Raw genomic sequence first — 20,605 nt, 5'->3', positions numbered from 1 at the left:
ACCGCGCGCAATGCCATCTGGGAGACTTTCACCATGGACCCGATAAGCCGGGGACCGGAAGATTACGGCCATGCGGACGATCACTTCGATGAACGCGCCGAGGGCCGGGACGCACGGCCCCCGCGCGATCCTCTGACGCCCGACCTCGGGCAGCCGACGGCGCCGCGCGCCCGCACGGTACGCCTGGTCGCGGGTGACTTCGCGGTCACCGTGAACCCGGTCGACGGCAGCGAGATAGAACACTGCCCGCCGGGTGAACACCCCGCCGAGCCGCAGCGGCACAGCGCCGACGTCCGCGCGGACCTGCTGCGCGCCTCACGTCCGCCGGTGCCGCCGGGCCCCGCCGGTCCCGAGCTTCCCCTGCTGGAGCGGGAAGAAGAGCGCGAGCGACTGGTACATCTGCTGGCGCGCGGGCGATCCGTCCGGCTCACCGGTGCGCCGGGATCCGGGCGCACCGCGCTGCTCGACGCGGTCGCCCGTGACTGCGCCGGCCTGGCACCCGACGGCGTCATCCGGCTGTCCGGCTACCACCGCACCCCCACCGACCTGCTGCACGGCCTCTTCGCAGCGGTCTACGAGGCACCGCTGCACCGGCCCGCCAGGGAAGATCTGCTCGGTCTCGTGCACCGGATCGGTGCGGTCGTGGTGCTGGACGACCTGGAGTTCGGTGGCGCCGCACTCGAGGAACTGCTCGAAGCCACCCCCGAGTGCGCTTTCCTGATCGCGGTCACCCCCGACGTCCCCGCCCCGCTCGCCGAATCCCATCTCGACGAGGTCCTGCTGGCCGGCCTCGGCCGCAGCGCGTCGCTGGAACTCCTGGAGCGTGCCGCGGAACGGCCGCTCACCGAGGAGGAGGCCCACTGGGCGGGCGACCTGTGGTTCGAGTCGGAGGGGCTGCCGCTCCGCTTCGTCCAGGCGGCGGCGCTGCTGCGCCGACGCGATCTGCTGCGCGGCGACACGGATGCCTTCGACGAGCTCGGTTACTTCGCGAAGCAGCCCGGCGATGCGGCGTTCCCCGACTTCTCCGTGGTCCGGCCCGGCGAAGCCCAGTCGTCGGGTGCGGGTCCGGCCGGCGAAGCCCCGTCCGGCGAGGCGCTGTCCGGTGAGGGGCCGTCCGGGGACCTGCCGGCGACGCCACTGCCGACGCTCGGTGAGGGCGCGGCCCCTGCCGTCCTGCTCGCCGCCCGGCTGAGCGCATCGGCCCGGGCCACCGTGAACTTCGCCGTCGCGCTCGGCGGCGAGGTGCCGCACCAGGCCCATCTGCCGGCCCTGGTGGGAGACACCCACGCGGACGCGGCGTTGGGGGAGCTCGCCCAGTGCGGCCTGCTCTCACCGGCCGGGGCGCACTACCGGCTCGCCCCCGGTGTCGTACAGCAGCTGCTCGCCGGTGGCTACGGCGAGGAGGCGACGTCGCACGCGCAGACCGTCGCTCAGCACTACGCCTGGTGGGCCGGACATCCCTCGGTGGCAGCCGAACGGGCATCCGCGGAGGCGGACGCCGTTCTCGCCGCGATGAGCGCGCTCATACCCGGCTCGGAGCCCGGTCACCCCAGCACAGCGGTCCTGCTGGCCCGCAGTGCTGCTCCGGCGTTCGCCGCGGGGCTGCAGTGGGGGGCCTGGGAACGGGCTCTGCGGACCGGCCAGGAAGCGGCCAGGCTTTCCGGCGAAGTCGCCGAAGAGGCCTACTTCCACCACGAGCTGGGCGTTCTCGCGCTCTGCTCCGGAAACACCGACCGGGCGCGTGCCGAACTCGAGGCGTCCATCGCGCTGCGCGGTGCGCTGGCCGACAAGCACGGCACGGTCGCCGGGCGCAGGGCGCTCGCACTGATCGCGGACCACTCGGGCAGCGCCTCCCTCGGCGGGATGGTGCCCGCCGTGGCCGGTGACACCCCGGCCGCCGGTCAGTCGGTTCCGGCCGCCGGAACCGACGACTCCGCGCCGCCGGCCGGCGGCGCACTCGCGGCCGGCGCGGTCGTCTCGCTGCGGCCCGAGCCGCACCGGGAGAACACCGCGCTGGTCACCCGGCGCGTTCCGGCCGGAGGCTCCACCCTGCCGAACAAGCGCCGTACGGCGGTGTTCGGGGCACGGCGCAATCTGGTCGCGGCCGGGGCCGGTGCCCTGCTCGCCGCGGTACTCGGCACGGTCGTCACACTCGGTGCCACGAGCAACAACGACCCGGGCGGAGACGGCAAGCAGGGCCAGTCCGTCAGCGAGGAGACCGGAGACGGCGGCCTCGACACGCAAGAGCCGAGCGACACCTCGTCGAGCGGCTCGGACCGTACGCCGGCCAGTGGCGCCGCCGATCCTTCGAGCCCCGGCACCCCCGGGGCGAGCGACAACACGCAGCCGGGACGGAGCGGGACCTCTTCGCCCAGCGCATCCACCTCGCCCGGAGGCGGCACGTCGTCGTCTCCCGGAGGGCATACGTCCAGTCCTGGCAAGCCGCCGACGAGTCATACGTCGAGGCCCACGCCGCCGTCGTCCACACCGTCCGACACGCCGTCGGATCCGGTGACGTCGTCGCCGCCGTCGACCACTCCGTCGGAGACTCCGTCGTCGTCCGCGACAGACTCGGGCTCCGGGGGGTCGCCGCCGGGTTCACCGACCGCATCCGACACGGCCGGCGCACCGACGACCGGGCCCGCGAGCGAGCGCGGCGGCGAGTCCGCCACCGACACGGCCGGCGAACCCGCCGGTGAGTCGGCCGGCGGCCCCGCGAGCGAGCCTGCCACCGAGTCGGCCACCGACTCGTCGACGCAGAGCAGCAGCACGCCCGGCAGCGCCGATTCCCCGGACCCTGCTTCCCCCTCAGCACCCTGACCGCAGCCGATGGGCGGCGACACCGCAGGCAGCGAACACACCGCGGGCCCCGGCAGACCGAAGTCTGCCGGGGCCCGCGATGCGTGCACCCGCGCCGCAAACACTCAGCGCTCAGCGCTCAGCGCTCAGAACAGCCGCAGCTTGTCGTCCTCGATACCGCGCATCGCGTCGTAGTCCAGCACCACGCAGTCGATCCCGCGGTCGGTCGCCAGCACCCGCGCCTGCGGTTTGATCTCCTGCGCCGCGAAGACGCCCTTGACCGGGGCGAGATGGGGATCCCGGTTGAGCAGCTCAAGGTAGCGGGTGAGCTGTTCCACCCCGTCGATGTCGCCACGCCGCTTCAGCTCCACGGCCACCGTGCCGCTCGCCGCGTCGCGACAGAGGATGTCCACCGGGCCGATCGCTGTCATGTATTCACGCCGAATAAGTGTGTAGCCGTCACCGAGGATTTCGATGCGGTCGGCGAGGAGTTCCTGCAGATGCGCCTCCACACCGTCCTTGATGAGTCCGGGGTCCACGCCGAGCTCGTGCGAGGAGTCGTGCAGGACGTCCTCCATCGTGATGATGAGCTTCTCGCCCGCCTTGTTCACGACCGTCCACACGCCGGCGTCCTCGCCGTCGCCCTCCTTCAGAGTGCAGGGCGGCGACATCCAGTTGAGCGGCTTGTAGGCCCGGTCGTCCGCATGGATCGAGACGCTTCCGTCTGCCTTGACCAGGATCAGACGTGGCGCGGATGGCAGATGGGCGGTGAGGCGGCCCGCGTAGTCGACGGAGCAGCGGGCGATGACGAGACGCATGGTCGGCAACGCTACTCGACATCCCCTCGCGGACGCGATTCGCCCTCGAACGCACCTCGGAACCCTCCTCGAACGGCGCTCGGATCACCGATCGTTATTGGCCGGTTGTGTGCCCATTCTTCTGGTGCGGGCGGGTCAGCGCGCATACCGTGGATGCAGGAGGTCGTCAGCCGCGTACTCTGCGTCGCCGTCCCCCTTCCCTGCCCGTAAGACCCCGCCCCGCGGGGTCGCGAGAGGAGAACTCATGTCGCTCGACGTCTCACCGGCCCTACTCGAACAGGCCGAGCGAGGCGAGGTTGACGAAGCGGACTTCGTCGACTGCGTCCGGACCTCCCTGCCTTATGCGTGGGAGATGATCAGCTCTCTGGTGGCACAGCTGAAGGTGGACGGCGGCGAGTTCGCCGACAACCAGACGCCTCCCCCCAACGAGCAGGCGCGCGGCCAGCTGCTGCGCGCACTTGCGAGTGACGCGATACGAGGAGCGCTGCAGCGGCATTTCGGGGTGCGTCTGGCATTCCAGAACTGCCACCGTGTGGCGGTCTTCCCGCTGGACTCCTCGGTGGATGAGCGGCTCGGCCGCTTCACCTCGATCAGGGGCCAGCTGTTGAATCAGTCTCCGGAGCTTCGGGACTGCTGACGCTCGTGCTGCCGCTCTGCACCGCGGGAGGTGTCATGGCTGTCGGAGCGGCAGTGCCCCGTTCATCTCACGACGCGCGCCCACGAGTTGAGTCGCCGAATCGAGTCACCGAGTCGCACCGCCGCATCGGGCCGGCTACGACAGCTGCGGCAGTACCTCGGTCCCGAGCCGCCGTACGTTCTCCTCGGTGGCCGCCACATCGCCGGACCCTTCGACGAGCAGGGCGAACCGGGTGATACCGGTGCGTTCCGCCGTCGCGGCAAGGCGGTCGGCGGCCAGCCGTGGCGGGCCGACCGGGTGGATCGCACAGAGCGTCTCGGTGTACGCCACCGGGTCCCGCATCGTGCGGTGCTGCCCGTCGACGGTGACATGGGCGTCAAGTCCCTGTTTGAGCCATCCCGGCATCGCCTTGACCAGTGTCTCGGCCGCCCCGGCCCGGCGATCCCCGATCTGGGCCACGCCGGCTGCCACATGGCCGGCCCCGTCGACGACCTCCGGCGGATGACCGGCGGCGCGCGCGTGAGTCCGCCACAGGGCGGTCATCTCGGCCTTTTCCTCGTCGTCCGAGTGCATCCCGAGCAGCATCGGCAGCCCGCGCTCGGCGGCCAGCCGGACTCTCGCCGGAGAGGTGCACGCCACCACGACCTCCGGGCCCGGGAGTTCACCGCACCGCAACTCGTCGGGCCGCGGTACCACCGGGACTTCACGGAAGCTGAAGCGCTCGCCGGCCGCCGACACCCGCGGTTCGCGCAGCCAGCGCAGCAGCAGATCGAGTGCCTCGGGGAAGCCGCTCTCGTAGGCGGCCAGTCCCGCGCCGAAGACCTCCAGGTCAACCCAGGGGCCACCGCGCCCCACGCCGAGGCTGAAGCGCCCTTCGGAGACGAGGTGCAGCAGTGCGGCCTGCTCACCGAGCGCGACCGGGTGTGCCGTCGGCAGCACGCTCACCGCCGTACCGACGCGGATCCGCCGGGTGCGGCCGAGCAGCAGCGCGGCCAGCGTCACCGCGGACGGGCAGACCCCGTACGGCACGAAATGGTGCTCGGCCAGCCAGACCGCATCGAGCCCCGACTCCTCCGCCACCTCCGCGGAGCGCACCGCGCGGTGCAGTGCTTCTTCCTGTCCCTGTCCCGGGAACTGGGCTGCCAGTACAAATGCCCCAACGCGCATCGCCTTCTGCCTCCTTGCGGCCGACGCGACTCTCCCCTTACCGGCAACAACGCCTGACACGTGCCAAGGGCACGGCGCTGGGCGAAGTTGTTGTGATTTTCCGGTTGGAGATCCACAAGGTTTCCAGCTGCGCGGGAAGTGCGGGACGAATTCCCCATTCGGCCCCCGTAGGCTGGGAGAAGCGAGAAACTGTCCGGTCAGCCCCGTGAGGTGTTACGTGTCCCCGCGCCGCAACCGCCCCCGCGGTGGTGAGAAGCCGAGCGAGCCCCCGAGCGGCGGTGCCGGAGCCGACCGCTTCGGTCTGCAGTCCACCGAGTCCTGGCAGGGCGAGGAATGGCTGGTCCGGATGGTCAGCGGAGCGAGTGCGCGGGGCAAGCGCTACCGCTGCCCGGGGTGCGATCAGGAGATCCCGTCCGGCGTTCCGCATGTGGTGGCCTGGCCGGAGTACGGCGGTGTCGACGACCGCAGACACTGGCACAAGGCCTGCTGGAACGCGAAGGACCGCCGCACCTCCAAGGTGCAGCGGTCCCGCAATGCGCCGAGGTACTGAGCCCCGGCCCGCCAGTGGGGCGGGAGTCACACGTCCCGGTGGTTGAGGACCGCGAGCGCGCCCGCGTACACCGCCGCCGTCACCCCGAGCAGGATCCACAGCGGGTCCCATCCGCCAGGTCCCGACGTGGAGACCGAGACGTCGTAGAACACGCTGAGCTGGCTGGGGATCGAGTACTCGAAGAGCTTCTGCTGCACGGTGTGCAGCGAGTCCGAGAACATGAACAGCGCCAGCACCAACGGCAGCAGTACCACCCCGAGCATCACGGTGATCGAGCCCGCGGAGTGCCGGAGCAGCGAGCCGATGGCGAGTGAGAGCAGGCCCAGCAGCGCGACATAGAGGCTGACGCCGACCGTCGCGCGGAACCACTCGGCGGCGTCGGCCGCATCAGCGTGCGAGTTCTTCAACAGGGCGTACTGGGCCACCGCGACCAGCACGGTCGTCACGAGCAGAATCACGAAGGAGAGCAGGAAGAAGACGATCGCCTTCGCCGTCAGTACCCGGGCCCGGCTGGGGCAGGCTGTCAGGGTGGTACGGATCATGCCCGTGCCGTACTCGGAGCTCACGGTCAGCACACCGAGCGTCATGACGCACATCGAGCCGAGCAGCACACCGAAGAAGCCCATGCTGAGCACCGGGCTGCCGACCAGCGTGCTGCCGGACGACCTGAGTGCGATCGCGGTCAGCAGCCCGATCCCGACCACCAGCACGACCAGCACCCCGAGCGTCCACAGCGTGGAGCGGACCGTCCTGATCTTCGTCCACTCCGAGGCGATGGCATGCCCGAGGTGCGCGTCGGTGACCGGGATCGGCGAGACGTAGTACGAAACCGCCACAGGCTGCTGGTGCGGCGGAGAGGCGGGCGCGGTCATCAGAGGTCCTTCTGTGCGGGAGCGGCGTACGGGTTCTGTCCGGGCGGCGGCGGGGCGAACCAGTTCTGCTGCGGAACCTCCGGAGGCATCGGCTGCCCCATCGGGGCGGACGGCCCTGCCGGCGGCTCGAAACCGTGCAACTGGTCCGCCGTGGAGCGATAGTCGACCGCGCCCTGCGTCATCCGCATATAGGCCTCCTCGAGCGAGGCCTGGTGCGGGGAGAGCTCCCACAGCCGCACGCCCGACTCGTGCGCCAGATCGCTGATCCGTGGCAGTGGCAGCCCGGTGATCCGCAGCGCGCCGTCATGTTCCGGCATGACCTGGCCGCCGGCCTCGGTGAGCGCAGCGGTGAGCTTCTCGCGCTCCGGCGCTTCGGCGGTCCGGACGCGGGCGAAATCCGCGGAGTTGTGCGAGATGAAGTCCTTGACGCTCATGTCCGAGAGCAGCTGGCCGCGGCCGATCACGATCAGATGGTCCGCGGTGAGGGCCATCTCGCTCATCAGATGGGACGAGACGAAAACGGTGCGGCCCTCGGACGCCAGCGTCTTCATCAGATTACGGACCCAGAGGATGCCCTCCGGATCGAGTCCGTTCACCGGCTCGTCGAAGAGCAGCACCTGGGGATCGCCGAGCAGCGCGGCCGCGATACCCAGACGCTGCCCCATGCCGAGGGAGAATCCCTTGGAGCGTTTTCCGGCCACTTCCTGAAGGCCGACGACACTGAGCACCTCGTCGACCCGGCGGGCCGGAATACCGGACAACTGGGCCAACGAGAGCAGATGGCTGCGCGCGCTGCGGCCGCCGTGCACCGCCTTGGCATCGAGCAGCGCGCCGACCTGGCGGGGGGCGTTGGGCAGCTTGCGGAACGGGTGGCCGCCGATGGTGACCTGGCCGGAGGTCGGTTCGTCGAGCCCGAGGATCATCCGCATGGTGGTCGACTTCCCGGAGCCGTTGGGCCCCAGGAAGCCGGTCACGGTACCCGGGCGCACCTGGAAGGAAAGGTTGTACACGGCTGTCTTGGCGCCATAGCGCTTCGTCAGGCCGATTGCCTCGATCATTCTCCAGCCCCATCGACGTCCACGTGTCGTCGGGGCACCGCCGTCGCCTGGCCGATCGCCCCCGTATGTGTGAGGAGGATAACCAGCCCTTGACGGTTCCGTGGAATTCCGGCTGCGGCAGTTCGTACCCGCCGCAGCCGCCCTCGCAGCCCCGGTCTGAGGGCTGTCCCTTAGGCGTCGCGCTTCTTGAGCAGGAAGTAACCGCCGATCAGCGCGGCCACCACCCACAACGCCATGATGCCGAGTCCGCCCCAGGGGCCGTACGGGGCGTCGTCATTGGCGAACACCACCTGGGTGATCCGGCGGCCCGCCTGGTCGGGCAGGTACTGGCCGACCTTCTTGGTGGCGGAGACGCTCCCCAGGATGTTGGAGACCAGAAAGAAGAACGGCATCAGAATGCCGAGCGAAAGCATCGGACTGCGCAGCATCGAAGCGGCGCCCATCGAAAAGGCCGCGATCAGCATCATGTAGAGCGCCGCACCGAACACCGCGCGCAGCACACCGGGATCCCCGATGTGCGAACGGTGATCACCGAGGAGTGCCTGCCCGAGGAAGTACGTCAGGAAACTCGTGACCAGGCCGATCACGAAAGCCAGCAGAGTGGCCACGGCGATCTTGCTGAAATAGAAGGTGCCACGCTGCGGCACGGCCGCCAGCGATGTGCGGATCATTCCGGTGCTGTATTCGTTGGACACCACCAGGACGCCGAAGACGATCAGTGCGAGCTCACCGAGTCCCACCCCCGCGAAACTCACCGCGGTCGGGTCGAAGGTGAGCCGGTCGCCACGGTCGAGATCGCCGAACTGGTTGTTGGACACCGCGCTGATCAGCGCGCCGAACGCCACCGTCACCACGAACGTGAGGGCCAGGGTCCACACCGTCGACTGCACCGAGCGGACCTTGGTCCACTCCGACCTCACCACCTGAGCCGTTGCCATGGTCAGGCCCCCTTCTGCGGGTTGACGCCCCAGGCCGGATGCTGTGGCCGGTCCGGGGTGACTCCGTCATGTGCGTGGTATTCCACCGATTCCGCGGTGAGCTGCATGAACGCCTCCTCCAGGGAGGCCTGCTGGGGACTCAGCTCGTGCAGGACGAGCCGGTGCTCGGCCGCCAGTTCACCGAGCTGAGCCGCTTCGGCGCCGTCCACTTCGAGCGAGCCGTCCCCCGCATCGACCGCGCGGAAACCGCCGCTCCGCAGCGCGTCGAGCAGCTGCTCCCGCTGCGGGGAGCGCAGCCGTACGTAGGACCGGGAGTTCTGCGCGATGAAGTCCGCCATCGAGGTGTCGGCCATCAGCCGGCCCTGGCCGATGACGACCAGGTGGTCCGCGGTGAGCGCCATCTCGCTCATCAGGTGGGACGAGACGAAGATGGTGCGGCCCTGGGACGCCAGGGTCTTCATGAGGTTACGGATCCAGTGGATGCCCTCGGGGTCGAGCCCGTTCACCGGCTCGTCGAACATCAGGATCTCCGGGTCACCGAGCAAAGCCCCGGCGATACCCAGGCGTTGGCCCATGCCGAGCGAGAAACCCTTGGCACGTTTCTTCGCCACCGCCGAGAGGCCCACGGTTTCCAGCACCTCGCCGACCCGGGACGTCGGAATGCCGTTGCTCTGCGCCAGGCAGAGCAGATGGTTGTACGCGGTGCGCCCGCCGTGCATGGCCTTGGCGTCGAGCAGAGCCCCGATGTACTTCAGTGGTTCCTTGAGGTCAGCGTAATGCTTGCCGTCGATCCGGACGTCGCCCCGTGTCGGGCTGTCCAGGCCGAGCACCATCCGCATGGTGGTGGACTTGCCGGCGCCGTTCGGCCCGAGAAAACCGGTCACGATGCCCGGCCGTACGGTGAAGGACAGCTGGTCGACGGCGATTTTGTCGCCGTAGCGTTTGGTCAGCCCCGAAAGTTCGATCACTACGTTCCGCCTCGTCGTATCGAGTGTGTCGCCCCGGCCCCCTCGACCCCACCGGGCCGAGGCAGCATGAACATCACCCTAGGGCACGCCAAGCCCCCCGCCACTACACATGACGGGGGGCTTGCGACGAACGGCGCCCGGACACGCACTCGGGCTCACGCAGCCTCGGGGGAGGGCAACGTGGGCTCAGCGGGTCTGCTGCGCCGGAACCCCACGGGTGGCCGGCTCCTCGTCCGGGGTGCCGGCCGCGGCCACCGCGGCACCGGTCAGCGTGGCCAGCATCTCGCGGACGTTGGTCAGCTGGGCGTTGATCGAATCGCGGCGGTTGGTGAGCGCCGCCAGCTCGCGCTCCGATTCGCTGCGGATGCGGTCGGCCTTGGCGTTCGCGTCCGCCACGATGTCCTCGGCCTGGCGCTGGGCGGTCTCCACCGTCTGGCGGGCCCGGCGCTCGGCGTCGGTGCGCAGCTTCTCCGCCTCCAGGCGGAGCTGCTCGGCGCGGTGCTCGATCTCGGCCAGTCGCTTCTCGGCCTTGGCCTGACGCGAAGCCAGGTCACGCTCCGACTGCTCGCGGCGCTTGGCCAGGTTCGTCTCGAAGTCCGCGGCGGCCTGAGCGGCCTTGGCGCGGGTCTCCTCGAAGAGGGCGTCCGCCTCCTCGCGCTTGGACTGCGCGTCCTTCTGGGCCTCCGAGCGCAGCGTGGACGCCTCGCCCTTGGCCTTCTCGACGATCCGGACGCCCTCGTCCTCCGCCTTGGACTTCCGCTCGGCCGCGAACGACTCGGCGTCGTTACGGACCTGCTGAGCGGCCGACTCGGCGAGCTCGCGGTGCTGCTCGGCGGCGCGGCGGGCCTCCTCACGGAGATCCTTCGCCTCCTCCTCGGCGAGACGGAGGATCTTCTCGACGCGCGCGCCGAGACCGGCGTACGACGGCTCCGCGTCGTTGACCTGGGCCTGGGCGTTCTGAGTTTCGAGGTGGAGTTCCTCGATGCGCTTTTCCAGAGAGGTGATCCGTGCCAGGGCGCTGTCACGGTCGGCGACGAGCTTGGTAATGCGGTCATCCACCTGACCGCGGTCGTAACCACGCCGCACGAGCTCGAAGCCGAATGGGGAGGAAGTGTCGCTCATGGGGATCCTGTCGAATGAGACCGGTGAGGTGATAGGGGGAATCCTAGGGGCCGAAGCAGCGTGTCATCGAGCGGATGCCCGTTTGATCTGGAGAATGTCCAGCCTTTTGAGTGGCTAGCCCTCAGATGGCTTGCCACTCGAGCGAGTTCCCCCTGCCGCGGCACCCGCCTTGACGGCGCCCGCGCCGCCGGCCGCCGCCTTGCCGTTTCCGTTCGGCGCCTCAAAGGACTCCAACGCTTCAAGTACGTCCTGGACACGGGAGATCTCGGCCTGAATGTCCGCTCGACGGCGCATCAGCACATCGTGTTCGTGGGTGGCCTCCTCGACGAGGTGGTCCGCCTCGCTCGCCGCCTCGCTCTTGAGCCGTTCCGCCTCCCGGACGAGTTCGGCCTTCTTCTGCTCGGCCTCCTTGAGCAGCGACTCGGCGCGTTTGACCGCGGCGATACGGACCGATGCGGCCTCCGAAGCGGCGTCCGCCGCGATGTCCTTGGCCTGCTGCTCGGCCTCCGCCTTCTGTTCGGCCGCCGCCTTCAACAGGTTGTCCACCCGCTCGCCCGCCGATCTCAGCTGCTCGGCGCTCTCCCGGCGGGCCCGCTCGTGCAGCTCCTCGATCTCGGCGGTGACCCGCTCGCGCAGCTCCTCGGAACGCTCCCGGATCGCCGTGGCGTCCCGGCGCGCGCCGACCAGCAGCTCATCGGCGTCCGTGCGCGACTTCTCGACCAGCGTGTTGCCCTCGACCGTGGCGTCGGCGGTGATCCGGTCGGCCTCCTTGCGGGCGGCGCCGACCATCCGGTCCGCCTGGGCCTCGGCCTCGGTGGCGGTGCGCAGCGCCTCCTCCTGGGCCTTCGCCATGAGCTGGTCCGCCTGCTCGGCTGCGTCGGCGCGGCGCTTGGCCGCCACCTGACGGGCCTCGTCGAGCACCCGGTCGGACTCCGCCTGGGCCTCCGCGCGCAGCTGTTCGGCGGCGGCCTCGGCCTCCGTCCTGACGCGCTGGGCCTCCGACCGGATCCGCTCGGCGGCCTGCTGGGCCGATCCCACGGTCTCGGCGGCCTCGGCGCGCATCCGCTCCGACTCGCCGGTGGCCTCGGTGATCAGGCGGTCGGCCTGGCCCGCCGCCTCGGTACGGATGCGGTTGGCGTCCGTACGGGCCTCGGCGCGTGCCTTGGCCGCGTCCTGCTCCGCCGCGGCGACCGCGTCCGACGCCTCGGTCCGCATCTGCTGGGCGTACTCGGCGGTGGTGGCGCGCAACTGCTCGGACTCGGTGATCGCCTCGGTGACCGTGCGCTCGGCGAGTGCCTTGGCGGCCTCCGCCTCCTCCTGGGCGACGCTCCTGATCCGGCTCGCGTCCTCGGAGGCACGCTCCCGCTCCGCGTACGCATCGGAGCGGACCCGGTCCGCCTCCTCCTGCGCCTCCGTCTTCGTACGCTCCGCCACGTGCTCGGCGGTCGAGCGCAGCCCGGCGATCTCCTGCTCGGCCTGGTCCTGCAGCCCGGCCACCGAATCCCGCACCTGCTGGGCGGTCTGCTCGGCCGCCGACACCAGTTCGCTCGCCCTGCGGTCCGCCTCCTCGACCAGCCGCGCCGCTTCGGTCTGCGCCTCCTCCACCCGCTTGCGGGCGGAGGCCAGCAGCTCCTCGCTCTGCTCGCGGGCCTGGGCGCGCTCCTGCTCGGCCTCGCCGCGGGCAGCGGTGAGCAGCTCGTCGGCCTCGCGGCGGCGCCGGTTGGCCTCCTCCTGGGCTGCCGTGAGCGCTTCCTGCGCCTCGTTGCCCAGCCGCTCGGCGGCCGTCGCCGCTTCCGCCCGGACCCGGTCGGCGCTGTCCTGTGCCTCGGACTTGAGGCGTTCGGCCTCCGCCGCCGCCTCACTGCGCAGCCGTACCGCGATGTTCTCGCCCTCGGCGCGGGCCTGCGACGCGTCGGCCGCCGCCTCGTCGCGCAGCCGCTCGGCCTCCTGCTCGGCCTGCGCCTGCAGGGCGCTGATCCGCTCGGCGGCTGCGGTCCGCAGCCGCTCGGTCTCCTCCGATGTCTCCCTGCGCAGCCGCTCGGCCTCGCCGCGGGCCTCCGACAGCACCGTCTCGGCGCCGGCCAGCCGCTGCTCGGCCTCCGTGTGCAGCCGGTTCAGGTCCTCGGCGGCCTCGGCCCTGCGGCCCTCTATGCCGCGCTCGTTCTCCTCGCGGAGCTCGCGGGCGGTCTCCTCGGCCCTGGCGGTGGTCTGCTCGGCCTGTTCCTCCGCCTCGCCACGCAGCCGCTCGGCCTCGGCGCGGGTGCGCTCCAGGGTCTCCTCGGCCTGCTTGCGCAGCGTGGTGGCGCGCTCGATGGCCTCGGCGCGTACCCGCTCGGACTCGGTGGTGGCGCCGGAGCGGACCTCGTCGGCGTCGGCCTTCGCCTTGGCCAGCAGCTCCTCGGCGGTCCGCGCCGCCTCCTCGATCTGCTGCAAGGCCTCCCGGCGGGCCTCGCCGCGGATCCGCTCGCCCTCGGCGACCGCGTCGGACCTCAGCTGCTCGGCCTCGCCGCGCAGCCTGCGCGCCTCCTCCTGCAGCTCGACCGTCTTGGCGCGGTACTCCTTGGTGTCGTCCTTCGCCGCGCCCTTGAGCTGCTCCGCTGACTCGGCGGCCTCGTTGCTGAGCCGCTCCGCCTCCGCCTCCGCCTCGTGGCGGATCCGCTCGGCCTCCGCGGCGGCCGCCCCGGTGGTCGACCTGGCGTCCTCGGACGCCTTGGTCAGTACCTCTTCGGCGGTCCTCGCCGCCTTGGCGAGCTGGGCCGCGGCGTCCTCGGCCGCGACCGTACGGGCCTTCTCGGCCGCCTCGGCGACCAGCCGCTCCGCCTTGGCCGTGGCGTCGGCGAGAGCCTGCTCGGCCTCGGCCTTCAGCGCTTCGGCGTCCTTGGTGGCCTCGCCGACCAGGCGGGCGATCTCCGCCTTGGCCGTCCGGGTGCGCTGTTCATTGACCGAATCGGCGGATGCCAGCTGCTTGCTCGCGGAGTCCTTCGCCTCGGTGAGGACCTTCTCGGCCTCGGCGCGGGCCTCGCGCAGCGCGCGCTCCGCCTCCTGCACCCGCAGCTCGGCGGTGCGGCTGAGCTCGGCGGCCTGCTGGCGCACCTGGTCGGACTCGGTGGTCGTGGCGGTGCGCAGCTCTTCCGCGTGGGAGGTGGCCTCCTGCGCCTGGGTGGCGGCGGCATTGAGCAGCCGCTCGGCCTCGGCGCGGGCCCGGCGCAGAATGGTGTCGGCCTCGGTACGGGCCGACTCCGCCTCCGATCCCAGCCGCTGGCGGGCCTCGTCGGCCAGCCGGACCGCCTCGGCGCGGGCGGCGGCCAGCGCCTGCTCGGCCTCCGCGCGGGTCTCGTCCATCAGCCGGCGGGCCTGGGCCTCGGTACGGGCCCGCAGCTGCTCGGCCCACGCCACGTTCTCGTTGACATGCGACTCAACGGTCTGCCGGCGCTCGGCGAGTTCCTGGTCGAGACGCTGGCGACGGGTGACGGCCTCGCTGTGCAACTCGGACTGGAGGCGGGCCTGATGCTCGGCGTGTTCCTGGAGGATGCGCTGCGTCTGCGCCCGGGCGTCGCGCAGTTCGCGTTCGGCGTCGCTGCGCAGCTGGTCGGCCTGGATCTGCGCGTTCCGCAGCAACTGCTCGGCCTGGTACCCGACATCGGCCGCGTCGTAGGCAGGACGGGACGCCAGGTTGCGTCGCGCCTCGTGGAGCTTGGCGCGCAGCACCTCGACCTGGTAACCGAGGTCCTCGGCGTGCTGGACTGCCTTCTCCCGCTCGGTCTTCAGCCGGTCCATCTCGGCCTCGAACCGCGAGAGATGGTCGTCTTCAGCCCGGTGGCTCTCCTGGCGTTCGTAGCCCCGCACTGCGCGGTCCCATCCGTCCCCTGGTCGCAACACTCTTCCCGAACGAGCACCGCCTCGAAGACGGGCCCCCGGGGGAATGGTGTCAGATCATCGGCGAGGCATGGGTCACAGGCCCCGGATCCGGCCCCGGACCGGAGTTACCCACTCTACCGGCCCGGGTATCCAGAGGTCAGTGCTCCTTGGGAGCCGATGAGTCCGGAGTGGACGCGGTGACCAGTTCCGTCAGGACGCCGTGGCAGTCCTTGGGATGCAGGAACGTGATGCGCGAGCCCATCGAGCCGATGCGTGGCTGGTCGTACAGCACGCGTACGCCCTTGTCACGGATGGACTCCGAGTCGGAGTCCACGTCCGCGGTGCCGAAGGCGATGTGATGCACACCCTCGCCGTTCTTGGCCAGCCATTTGCCCACCGCGGAGTCCTCCCGGGTCGGCTCCAGCAACTGGAGATAGGAGGCACCGCCGTCGGACGTATCGTTGATCTTGAGCATGGCCTCCCGGACGCCCTGCTCCTCGTTGACTTCGGTGTGGGACACCTCGAAACCGTATGTCGCCCGGTAGAACTCGACAGTCGCGTCAAGGTCGAAGCAGGCAATCCCGATGTGGTCGATTCGCGTCAGCATGCCCCCAGTGCAGCGTGCCGACACGTGGTTACGCAACGTGCGCGCGATCACATCGGCAGAGCGGTGACGAGCGGCGTACCGCTCAGTACATTCAGGTAAACCATCGTTCACTCACCACCCACCCTCACTCGCACTCTCATCCAAGGGGCCGAGCCTCATGTCCGGAACGAACAACAGCAACACCTCCGTGATCGTCGCAGGAGCAAGGACCCCGATGGGCCGGCTCCTCGGCTCGCTGAAGTCCTTCTCCGGCGCCGACCTGGGCGCATTCGCCATCAAGGCGGCCCTGGACCGCGCCGGAATCGGCGGCGACCAGGTGCAGTACGTGATCATGGGCCAGGTGCTCCAGGCCGGGGCGGGGCAGATCCCGGCACGCCAGGCCGCCGTCAAGGCGGGCATCCCCATGAACGTCCCCGCGCTCACCGTCAACAAGGTCTGTCTGTCCGGCCTGGACGCCATCGCGCTGGCCGACCAGCTGATCCGCGCGGGTGAGTTCGATGTGGTGGTGGCAGGCGGTCAGGAGTCCATGACCAACGCGCCGCACCTGCTGCCGAAGTCCCGCGAGGGCTACAAGTACGGCGCGATCGGGATGCTCGACTCGATGGCGCACGACGGGCTGACCGACTCCTTCGAGTCCATCCCGATGGGTGAGTCGACCGAGAAGCACAACACCCGCCTGGGCATCGACCGCGCCCCGCAGGACGAGTTCGCGGCCACCTCGCACCAGCGGGCCGCCGCGGCGCAGAAGAACGGCCTCTTCGAGGCCGAGATCACCCCGGTCCAGATCCCGCAGCGCAAGGGTGAGCCGGTCGTCTGCTCGCAGGACGAGGGCATCCGGGCGGAGACCACGGCCGAGTCCCTCGGCAAGCTGCGCCCGGCCTTCGCCAAGGACGGCACCATCACGGCCGGCACCTCCTCGCAGATCTCCGACGGTGCGGCGGCGGTCGTGGTGATGAGCAAGGCCAAGGCCGAGGAGCTGGGCCTGGACTGGATCGCCGAGATCGGCGCGCACGGCAATGTGGCGGGCCCCGACAACTCGCTGCAGTCCCAGCCCTCCAACGCCATCCGGCACGCGCTGGGCAAGGAGGGCCTGGACGTCGCCGAGCTGGACCTGATCGAGATCAACGAGGCCTTCGCGGCGGTCGCCGTGCAGTCAATGAAGGACCTCGGCGTTTCACCGGAAAAGGTGAATGTCAACGGTGGCGCCATCGCTCTCGGCCACCCCATCGGCATGTCCGGCGCCCGGATCGTCCTGCACCTCGCTCTCGAACTGAAGCGACGCGGCGGCGGTGTCGGTGCGGCCGCGCTGTGCGGTGGCGGCGGACAGGGTGACGCACTGATCCTGCGGGTGCCCGGCAACTGATGACTGCCCGGCCCTCGCGGCCACCCGGCCACCCGGCTGCCCGGCCGACCCCGGCCACCCGGCCGAGCTGCCCGAACACACTGACTGACCGAACACACTGACTGACCGAACACACTGATCGGAGCCGTGAACGTGGACGTGGACGTCCCCACCCTGGTCGAGCAGGCCCGCGAGGGCCGGCCGCGAGCCGTCGCCCGGCTCATTTCGCTGGTGGAGGGGGCGTCCCCGCAGCTGCGCGAGGTGATGGCGCGGCTCGCTCCGCTGACCGGCGGCGCTTACGTCGTCGGTCTCACGGGTTCACCCGGGGTCGGCAAGTCGACCTCGACATCGGCGCTGGTCTCCGCCTACCGGCGGGCCGGCAAGCGGGTCGGTGTGCTCGCCGTCGACCCGTCCTCCCCCTTTTCCGGCGGAGCACTGCTCGGCGACCGGGTCCGGATGTCCGACCATGCGTCGGACCCCGGCGTCTACATCCGGTCGATGGCCACCCGAGGCCACCTCGGCGGCCTGGCCTGGGCCGCTCCACAGGCCATCCGGGTACTGGACGCGGCCGGCTGCGACATCGTGCTGGTCGAGACGGTCGGCGTCGGCCAGTCCGAGGTGGAGATCGCCTCGCAGGCCGACACCTCCGTCGTGCTGCTCGCCCCCGGCATGGGCGACGGTATCCAGGCCGCCAAGGCGGGGATCCTGGAGATCGGCGACCTCTACGTGGTCAACAAGGCCGACCGGGACGGCGCGGACGCGACCGCCCGGGAGCTCAACCACATGCTGGGCCTCGGAGAGTCCCGTACGCCCGGCGACTGGCGCCCGCCGATCGTCAAGACGGTCGCCGCCCGCGGCGAGGGCACCGACGAGGTCGTCGAGGCGCTGGAGAAGCACCGGGCGTGGATGGAGGAGCGCGGTGTGCTGGCCGAACGGCGTCGTGCGCGTGCGGCGCACGAGGTCGAGACGATCGCCGTCACCGCGCTCCGCGAGCGGATCGGTGATCTCCGGGGCGACCGGCGGCTCGGCGCGCTGGCCGAGCGGATCGTGGCCGGTGAGCTGGACCCGTACGCGGCGGCGGACGCCCTGGTGGAGGGCGTGACGGCGGGAGGCTGACCTCCTGGCCCTCCACCGGGCCGGTTATCCCTGCCGTCGCCCGCGCAGCTGTTCCGCGACCGGCGTCAGCGACTCGCGCAGACCCGCCAGCGCCTCCGGCGAGAGCATGTCGATGAAGTGCTGGCGCACCGATGCCACATGGTGCGGCGCGACCTTCTGCATGGTCTCGTCACCGAGGTCGGTGAGGACGGCGAACAGCCCGCGTCGGTCGGACTCGCAGTTCTCCCTGCGGACCAGTTCGGCCTTCTCCATCCGGGTGATCTGGTGGGAGAGGCGGCTCTTGGACTGGAGCGTGGCCGCGGCGAGATCACTCATCCGCATGCGCTTCTCGTCCGCCTCCGACAGATTGACCAGGATCTCGTAGTCGTTCATGGTCAGGCCGAACGGTTGAAGATCCTTCTCCATCTGGTACGTGAGTAGCCTGTTGACGTCCAGGTAGGTGCGCCAGGCGCACTGCTCGGCGTCGCTCAGCCAGCGGGTGGCCGTCTCGGTCTGCATATGGGAATTCTACCTAAGAAGTTGAATATCGGACAAACATGGGGGGTTGAGCGCCGACGACCGGCCGGGGCTCAGGTGTTCGACGTTACACTCCGCAGGCTACCGCTCACAGGCCGAAGCGACGCTGAAGATCCCCAAGCTGGCCGGGAAGCCTCGGTGAGGCGCCGGATTGGCCGGAACCGGGCCCTTGACCACCGGGCCCTTGACCACCGGGGACGCCGGGTTCATGGGGAACCGCCGCCGACGGCTGCTCCGGCATCAGCACCTCCGTCGACTGCAGCAGCACCGTCCCCGCTCCCACGAACTCGAACTGGTGCTCCTCGCCGGATGTGCCCCCGAGCCCGGTGAGCGACCGGATGCCGCCCAGCACGCCCGTCAGGTACGCGTGGTCGTAGTGATGGCAGGGCGAAGGACAGTCCGCCCACCCCACCAGCGCCTGGGGATCCACCCTCACCGGCGGTTCCATGAAGACGACGGACCCGTTGGAAGCGGCCACGAACTTGCCCGTCCCGATCAGCGTCAGGAAGCCCGGCACGATCGACTGCTTCAGGGCCAGCGACGGTTCGAAGGCCAGCAGGTTCCCGGAACGGATCGTGAGGTTGCCGTCCTCCAGGTCGTACGAGTTCACATCGAAGGCGCGGTCCGCGAGCAGCATCTTTCCCGAACCCTCCGCCACCACCCAGTCCTGGGCGTGCATCGGGGAGTGAAAACTGCTGCGCAGCAGATGATCGAACCGGCCGTGGCCGAAACCGTCGTACTGGATCCGCCCGTAGTAGGCGATCATCTTGCCCTTCTGCAGGAACCACTGGCTGCCCGTGAGCTCCACGCAGAAGGTGTACTTGTTGACGTTGTCGTTGGCCGGCAGCGTCATCGGGTCGAAGACCACGGGTCCGGTCACAGTTTTTCCTCCGAGGCCTGTACGTACACGGCGCCACTGCCCGACAGCTCCAGCTGGAACGCCTCGCCCGAGCCGCGCCCCACCATGTCGCGCCAGCCGAGCGCGGTGGAGAGCTTGTTGCGCACGTCCCCGTGGTGCGCGACGTACGCCTGCGGATCGACGTGCACGGGCCGCTGCGGGGTGATCGGCAGTTCCACCACCCCGCCGTGCGCCATCACCGCCACCGAGCCGTGGCCCTTCAGCGTGGTGGTGAAGAGCCCCTGACCGGTGACCTGGCCGCGCACCATCCCCATGACCCCGCCCTGCGAGCCCATGAACATGATGCCCTGCTGGAGGGTGCCGTCGAACGCCAGCAGCCGGTCCGCCTCCACGTAGAGGGTGTCGCCGGCCGGCGAGATGACCTGGATGTGATGGCCGCCGTGCCCGAACATCACCGTGCCGTTGCCCTCGATCGTCATCAGCGGGGTCGCCTCATTGGCCACCCGCCGTCCGATCATCGACATCATGCCGCCCTGACCGCCCTGGATGTTCGGCGTGAAAGTGACCTCGCCCCGGTAGGCGAGCATCGCGCCGCGCTGACTGAACATCTTCTGCCCGGGCGCCACCACCGCCTCGACCACCTTCGAGTTGATCTCGTTGAACGGCATCAGACATCGCCCCCGACGGTGGTGCGTTCGCTGGGCTGGACGTACACGAGCCCCTCGCCCTCGAAGCGGATCTGGAAGGACTCGCCCGAGCCCTCGCCCATGAAGGTCCGGAAACTGACGCCGGTCTGGAAGTGCTGCCGGAGGTTGCCGGTGTGCGCGATGTAGGCGCCGGGGTCGACCTGGAGCGGGTACCGCTCGCTCACCCGCAGCACCACCGCGGGCCCGTCCGACATGATGGCGGCCTGCCCCGCTCCCTCGACCGTGGTGGTGAACAGGCCGTTGCCCTGGGAGGCGCCGCGCAGCCCGGTGAAGGTGGTGCCGGTGCGCAGTCCCGCGTCCGTGCACAGGAGATTGCTCGCTTCGACGTGGAGCTTCTCGCCGTTCAGGGAGACGAGGTTTATCTCGGTCGCCCGGTCGGCGAAGTAGCAGGTCCCCTCTCCGCGCACCTCCATCACCGTCATCTGCTCGCCGGTGAGCCGCCGGGTCACCATGCCGCGGAGACCCTCGCCTCCGCCGGACATCTTCTTGAAGGTCATCCGGCCGTCATAAGCGATCATCGAACCGTTCTTCGCTTTGACGGCATCGCCTGTCAGGTCGACGGCGAGGACCTTGCTGCCTTGGAGTCGGAACTGAGCCACGGATCGAAGGTAACGGGAAGGAAGGGCTACGAACATCGTGCCGGGGTCCTGCATCCACCCTGAAAGACCCCT

Annotated in this window: 18 protein-coding genes; 5 read left to right on the top strand and 13 right to left on the bottom strand. The window is 70.2% G+C overall.

Translation table 11 applies throughout. From position 1 onward, the window contains the following. Positions 1-33 precede the first annotated feature (33 nt). The gene (locus AB0M87_RS01640; protein ID WP_365849232.1) at positions 34-2,820 is read left to right on the top strand and encodes an ATP-binding protein; all 2,787 of its coding nucleotides are present in this window, start codon (positions 34-36) and stop codon (positions 2,818-2,820) included. 125 nt (positions 2,821-2,945) lie between these two features. Here AB0M87_RS01640 and nucS read toward each other — a convergent pair whose 3' ends face one another. Further along, a complete protein-coding gene (gene nucS / locus AB0M87_RS01635) occupies positions 2,946-3,617 on the bottom strand; it encodes an endonuclease NucS (protein ID WP_365849230.1) in 672 nt (223 codons plus the stop codon). A 244-nt stretch (positions 3,618-3,861) separates the two neighbouring features. Here nucS and AB0M87_RS01630 point away from each other — a divergent pair, with 244 nt between their 5' ends. Then, a complete protein-coding gene (locus AB0M87_RS01630) occupies positions 3,862-4,254 on the top strand; it encodes an SCO5389 family protein (protein WP_365849228.1) in 393 nt (130 codons plus the stop codon). A gap of 135 nt (positions 4,255-4,389) precedes the next feature. Here AB0M87_RS01630 and AB0M87_RS01625 read toward each other — a convergent pair whose 3' ends face one another. After that, positions 4,390-5,421: an LLM class flavin-dependent oxidoreductase gene (locus AB0M87_RS01625; protein ID WP_365849226.1), complete on the bottom strand. Its 1,032-nt coding sequence runs from the start codon at positions 5,419-5,421 to the stop codon at positions 4,390-4,392. Positions 5,422-5,638: 217 nt separating this feature from the next. Here AB0M87_RS01625 and AB0M87_RS01620 point away from each other — a divergent pair, with 217 nt between their 5' ends. Continuing rightward, entirely contained in the window at positions 5,639-5,971 is a 333-nt protein-coding gene (locus tag AB0M87_RS01620; RefSeq protein ID WP_365849225.1) for an ATP/GTP-binding protein, read from the top strand. Between the two features lie 26 nt (positions 5,972-5,997). Here AB0M87_RS01620 and AB0M87_RS01615 read toward each other — a convergent pair whose 3' ends face one another. From AB0M87_RS01615 to mce, 7 genes are all read right to left on the bottom strand, one after another. After that, positions 5,998-6,843 (bottom strand): ABC transporter permease, encoded by an 846-nt coding sequence (locus AB0M87_RS01615; RefSeq protein WP_365849224.1) that lies wholly within the window; start codon positions 6,841-6,843, stop codon positions 5,998-6,000. Beyond that, positions 6,843-7,901: an ABC transporter ATP-binding protein gene (locus AB0M87_RS01610; RefSeq protein WP_365849223.1), complete on the bottom strand. Its 1,059-nt coding sequence runs from the start codon at positions 7,899-7,901 to the stop codon at positions 6,843-6,845. Before AB0M87_RS01610 ends, AB0M87_RS01615 begins: the two co-directional genes overlap by 1 nt. A 170-nt stretch (positions 7,902-8,071) precedes the next feature. After that, entirely contained in the window at positions 8,072-8,839 is a 768-nt protein-coding gene (locus tag AB0M87_RS01605; RefSeq protein ID WP_365849222.1) for an ABC transporter permease, read from the bottom strand. Positions 8,840-8,841: 2 nt separating this feature from the next. Then, positions 8,842-9,807 carry an ABC transporter ATP-binding protein gene (locus tag AB0M87_RS01600; protein ID WP_365849221.1) on the bottom strand — a complete coding sequence of 322 codons (966 nt, stop codon included), beginning with the start codon at positions 9,805-9,807 and terminating at the stop codon, positions 8,842-8,844. Positions 9,808-9,993: 186 nt separating this feature from the next. Continuing rightward, on the bottom strand, positions 9,994-10,929 hold the full coding sequence (locus tag AB0M87_RS01595; protein ID WP_365849220.1) for a cellulose-binding protein: 936 nt from the start codon (positions 10,927-10,929) through the stop codon (positions 9,994-9,996). A gap of 114 nt (positions 10,930-11,043) precedes the next feature. Next, on the bottom strand, positions 11,044-14,775 hold the full coding sequence (scy, locus tag AB0M87_RS01590; RefSeq protein WP_365849218.1) for a polarized growth protein Scy: 3,732 nt from the start codon (positions 14,773-14,775) through the stop codon (positions 11,044-11,046). A gap of 169 nt (positions 14,776-14,944) precedes the next feature. Then, positions 14,945-15,394, bottom strand: coding sequence for a methylmalonyl-CoA epimerase (gene mce, locus AB0M87_RS01585; RefSeq protein ID WP_365849216.1), 450 nt, complete (start codon positions 15,392-15,394; stop codon positions 14,945-14,947). Between the two features lie 157 nt (positions 15,395-15,551). On the opposite strand from mce, the gene AB0M87_RS01580 reads away from it, so the two are divergent. Then, a complete protein-coding gene (locus tag AB0M87_RS01580) occupies positions 15,552-16,757 on the top strand; it encodes an acetyl-CoA C-acetyltransferase (protein WP_365849215.1) in 1,206 nt (401 codons plus the stop codon). A gap of 126 nt (positions 16,758-16,883) precedes the next feature. Then, a complete protein-coding gene (meaB, locus tag AB0M87_RS01575; protein ID WP_365849213.1) occupies positions 16,884-17,852 on the top strand; it encodes a methylmalonyl Co-A mutase-associated GTPase MeaB in 969 nt (322 codons plus the stop codon). A gap of 24 nt (positions 17,853-17,876) precedes the next feature. Here meaB and AB0M87_RS01570 read toward each other — a convergent pair whose 3' ends face one another. The 4 genes from AB0M87_RS01570 to AB0M87_RS01555 form a co-directional block, all read right to left on the bottom strand. Further along, complete coding sequence (locus AB0M87_RS01570; protein WP_365849211.1) at positions 17,877-18,350, bottom strand: MarR family transcriptional regulator; 474 nt, start codon at positions 18,348-18,350, stop codon at positions 17,877-17,879. Between the two features lie 106 nt (positions 18,351-18,456). Further along, positions 18,457-19,248, bottom strand: coding sequence for an AIM24 family protein (locus AB0M87_RS01565; protein WP_365849209.1), 792 nt, complete (start codon positions 19,246-19,248; stop codon positions 18,457-18,459). Beyond that, positions 19,245-19,895, bottom strand: coding sequence for an AIM24 family protein (locus AB0M87_RS01560; RefSeq protein ID WP_365849207.1), 651 nt, complete (start codon positions 19,893-19,895; stop codon positions 19,245-19,247). The genes AB0M87_RS01565 and AB0M87_RS01560 overlap by 4 nt, the downstream gene beginning before the upstream one ends. Beyond that, the gene (locus tag AB0M87_RS01555) at positions 19,895-20,533 is read right to left on the bottom strand and encodes an AIM24 family protein (RefSeq protein WP_365849205.1); all 639 of its coding nucleotides are present in this window, start codon (positions 20,531-20,533) and stop codon (positions 19,895-19,897) included. The genes AB0M87_RS01560 and AB0M87_RS01555 overlap by 1 nt, the downstream gene beginning before the upstream one ends. Between the last annotated feature and the right edge of the window lie 72 nt (positions 20,534-20,605).

It is taken from the genome of Streptomyces sp. NPDC051320 (assembly GCF_040682175.1).
Classification (GTDB): domain Bacteria; phylum Actinomycetota; class Actinomycetes; order Streptomycetales; family Streptomycetaceae; genus Streptomyces.
Note: the sequence above shows the minus strand (reverse complement) of the source record. Positions and strands in the feature narration are given on the sequence as shown.

Bases quoted from the DNA above. Each gene is read 5' to 3' on its own strand.
- AB0M87_RS01640 (WP_365849232.1), top strand. From the start codon at position 34: ATGGACCCGATAAGCCGGGGACCGGAAGATTACGGCCATGCGGACGAT.
- nucS (WP_365849230.1), bottom strand. From the start codon at position 3,617: ATGCGTCTCGTCATCGCCCGCTGCTCCGTCGACTACGCGGGCCGCCTC.
- AB0M87_RS01630 (WP_365849228.1), top strand. From the start codon at position 3,862: ATGTCGCTCGACGTCTCACCGGCCCTACTCGAACAGGCCGAGCGAGGC.
- AB0M87_RS01625 (WP_365849226.1), bottom strand. From the start codon at position 5,421: ATGCGCGTTGGGGCATTTGTACTGGCAGCCCAGTTCCCGGGACAGGGA.
- AB0M87_RS01615 (WP_365849224.1), bottom strand. From the start codon at position 6,843: ATGACCGCGCCCGCCTCTCCGCCGCACCAGCAGCCTGTGGCGGTTTCG.
- AB0M87_RS01610 (WP_365849223.1), bottom strand. From the start codon at position 7,901: ATGATCGAGGCAATCGGCCTGACGAAGCGCTATGGCGCCAAGACAGCC.
- AB0M87_RS01605 (WP_365849222.1), bottom strand. From the start codon at position 8,839: ATGGCAACGGCTCAGGTGGTGAGGTCGGAGTGGACCAAGGTCCGCTCG.
- AB0M87_RS01595 (WP_365849220.1), bottom strand. From the start codon at position 10,929: ATGAGCGACACTTCCTCCCCATTCGGCTTCGAGCTCGTGCGGCGTGGT.
- mce (WP_365849216.1), bottom strand. From the start codon at position 15,394: ATGCTGACGCGAATCGACCACATCGGGATTGCCTGCTTCGACCTTGAC.
- AB0M87_RS01580 (WP_365849215.1), top strand. From the start codon at position 15,552: ATGTCCGGAACGAACAACAGCAACACCTCCGTGATCGTCGCAGGAGCA.
- AB0M87_RS01570 (WP_365849211.1), bottom strand. From the start codon at position 18,350: ATGCAGACCGAGACGGCCACCCGCTGGCTGAGCGACGCCGAGCAGTGC.
- AB0M87_RS01560 (WP_365849207.1), bottom strand. From the start codon at position 19,895: ATGCCGTTCAACGAGATCAACTCGAAGGTGGTCGAGGCGGTGGTGGCG.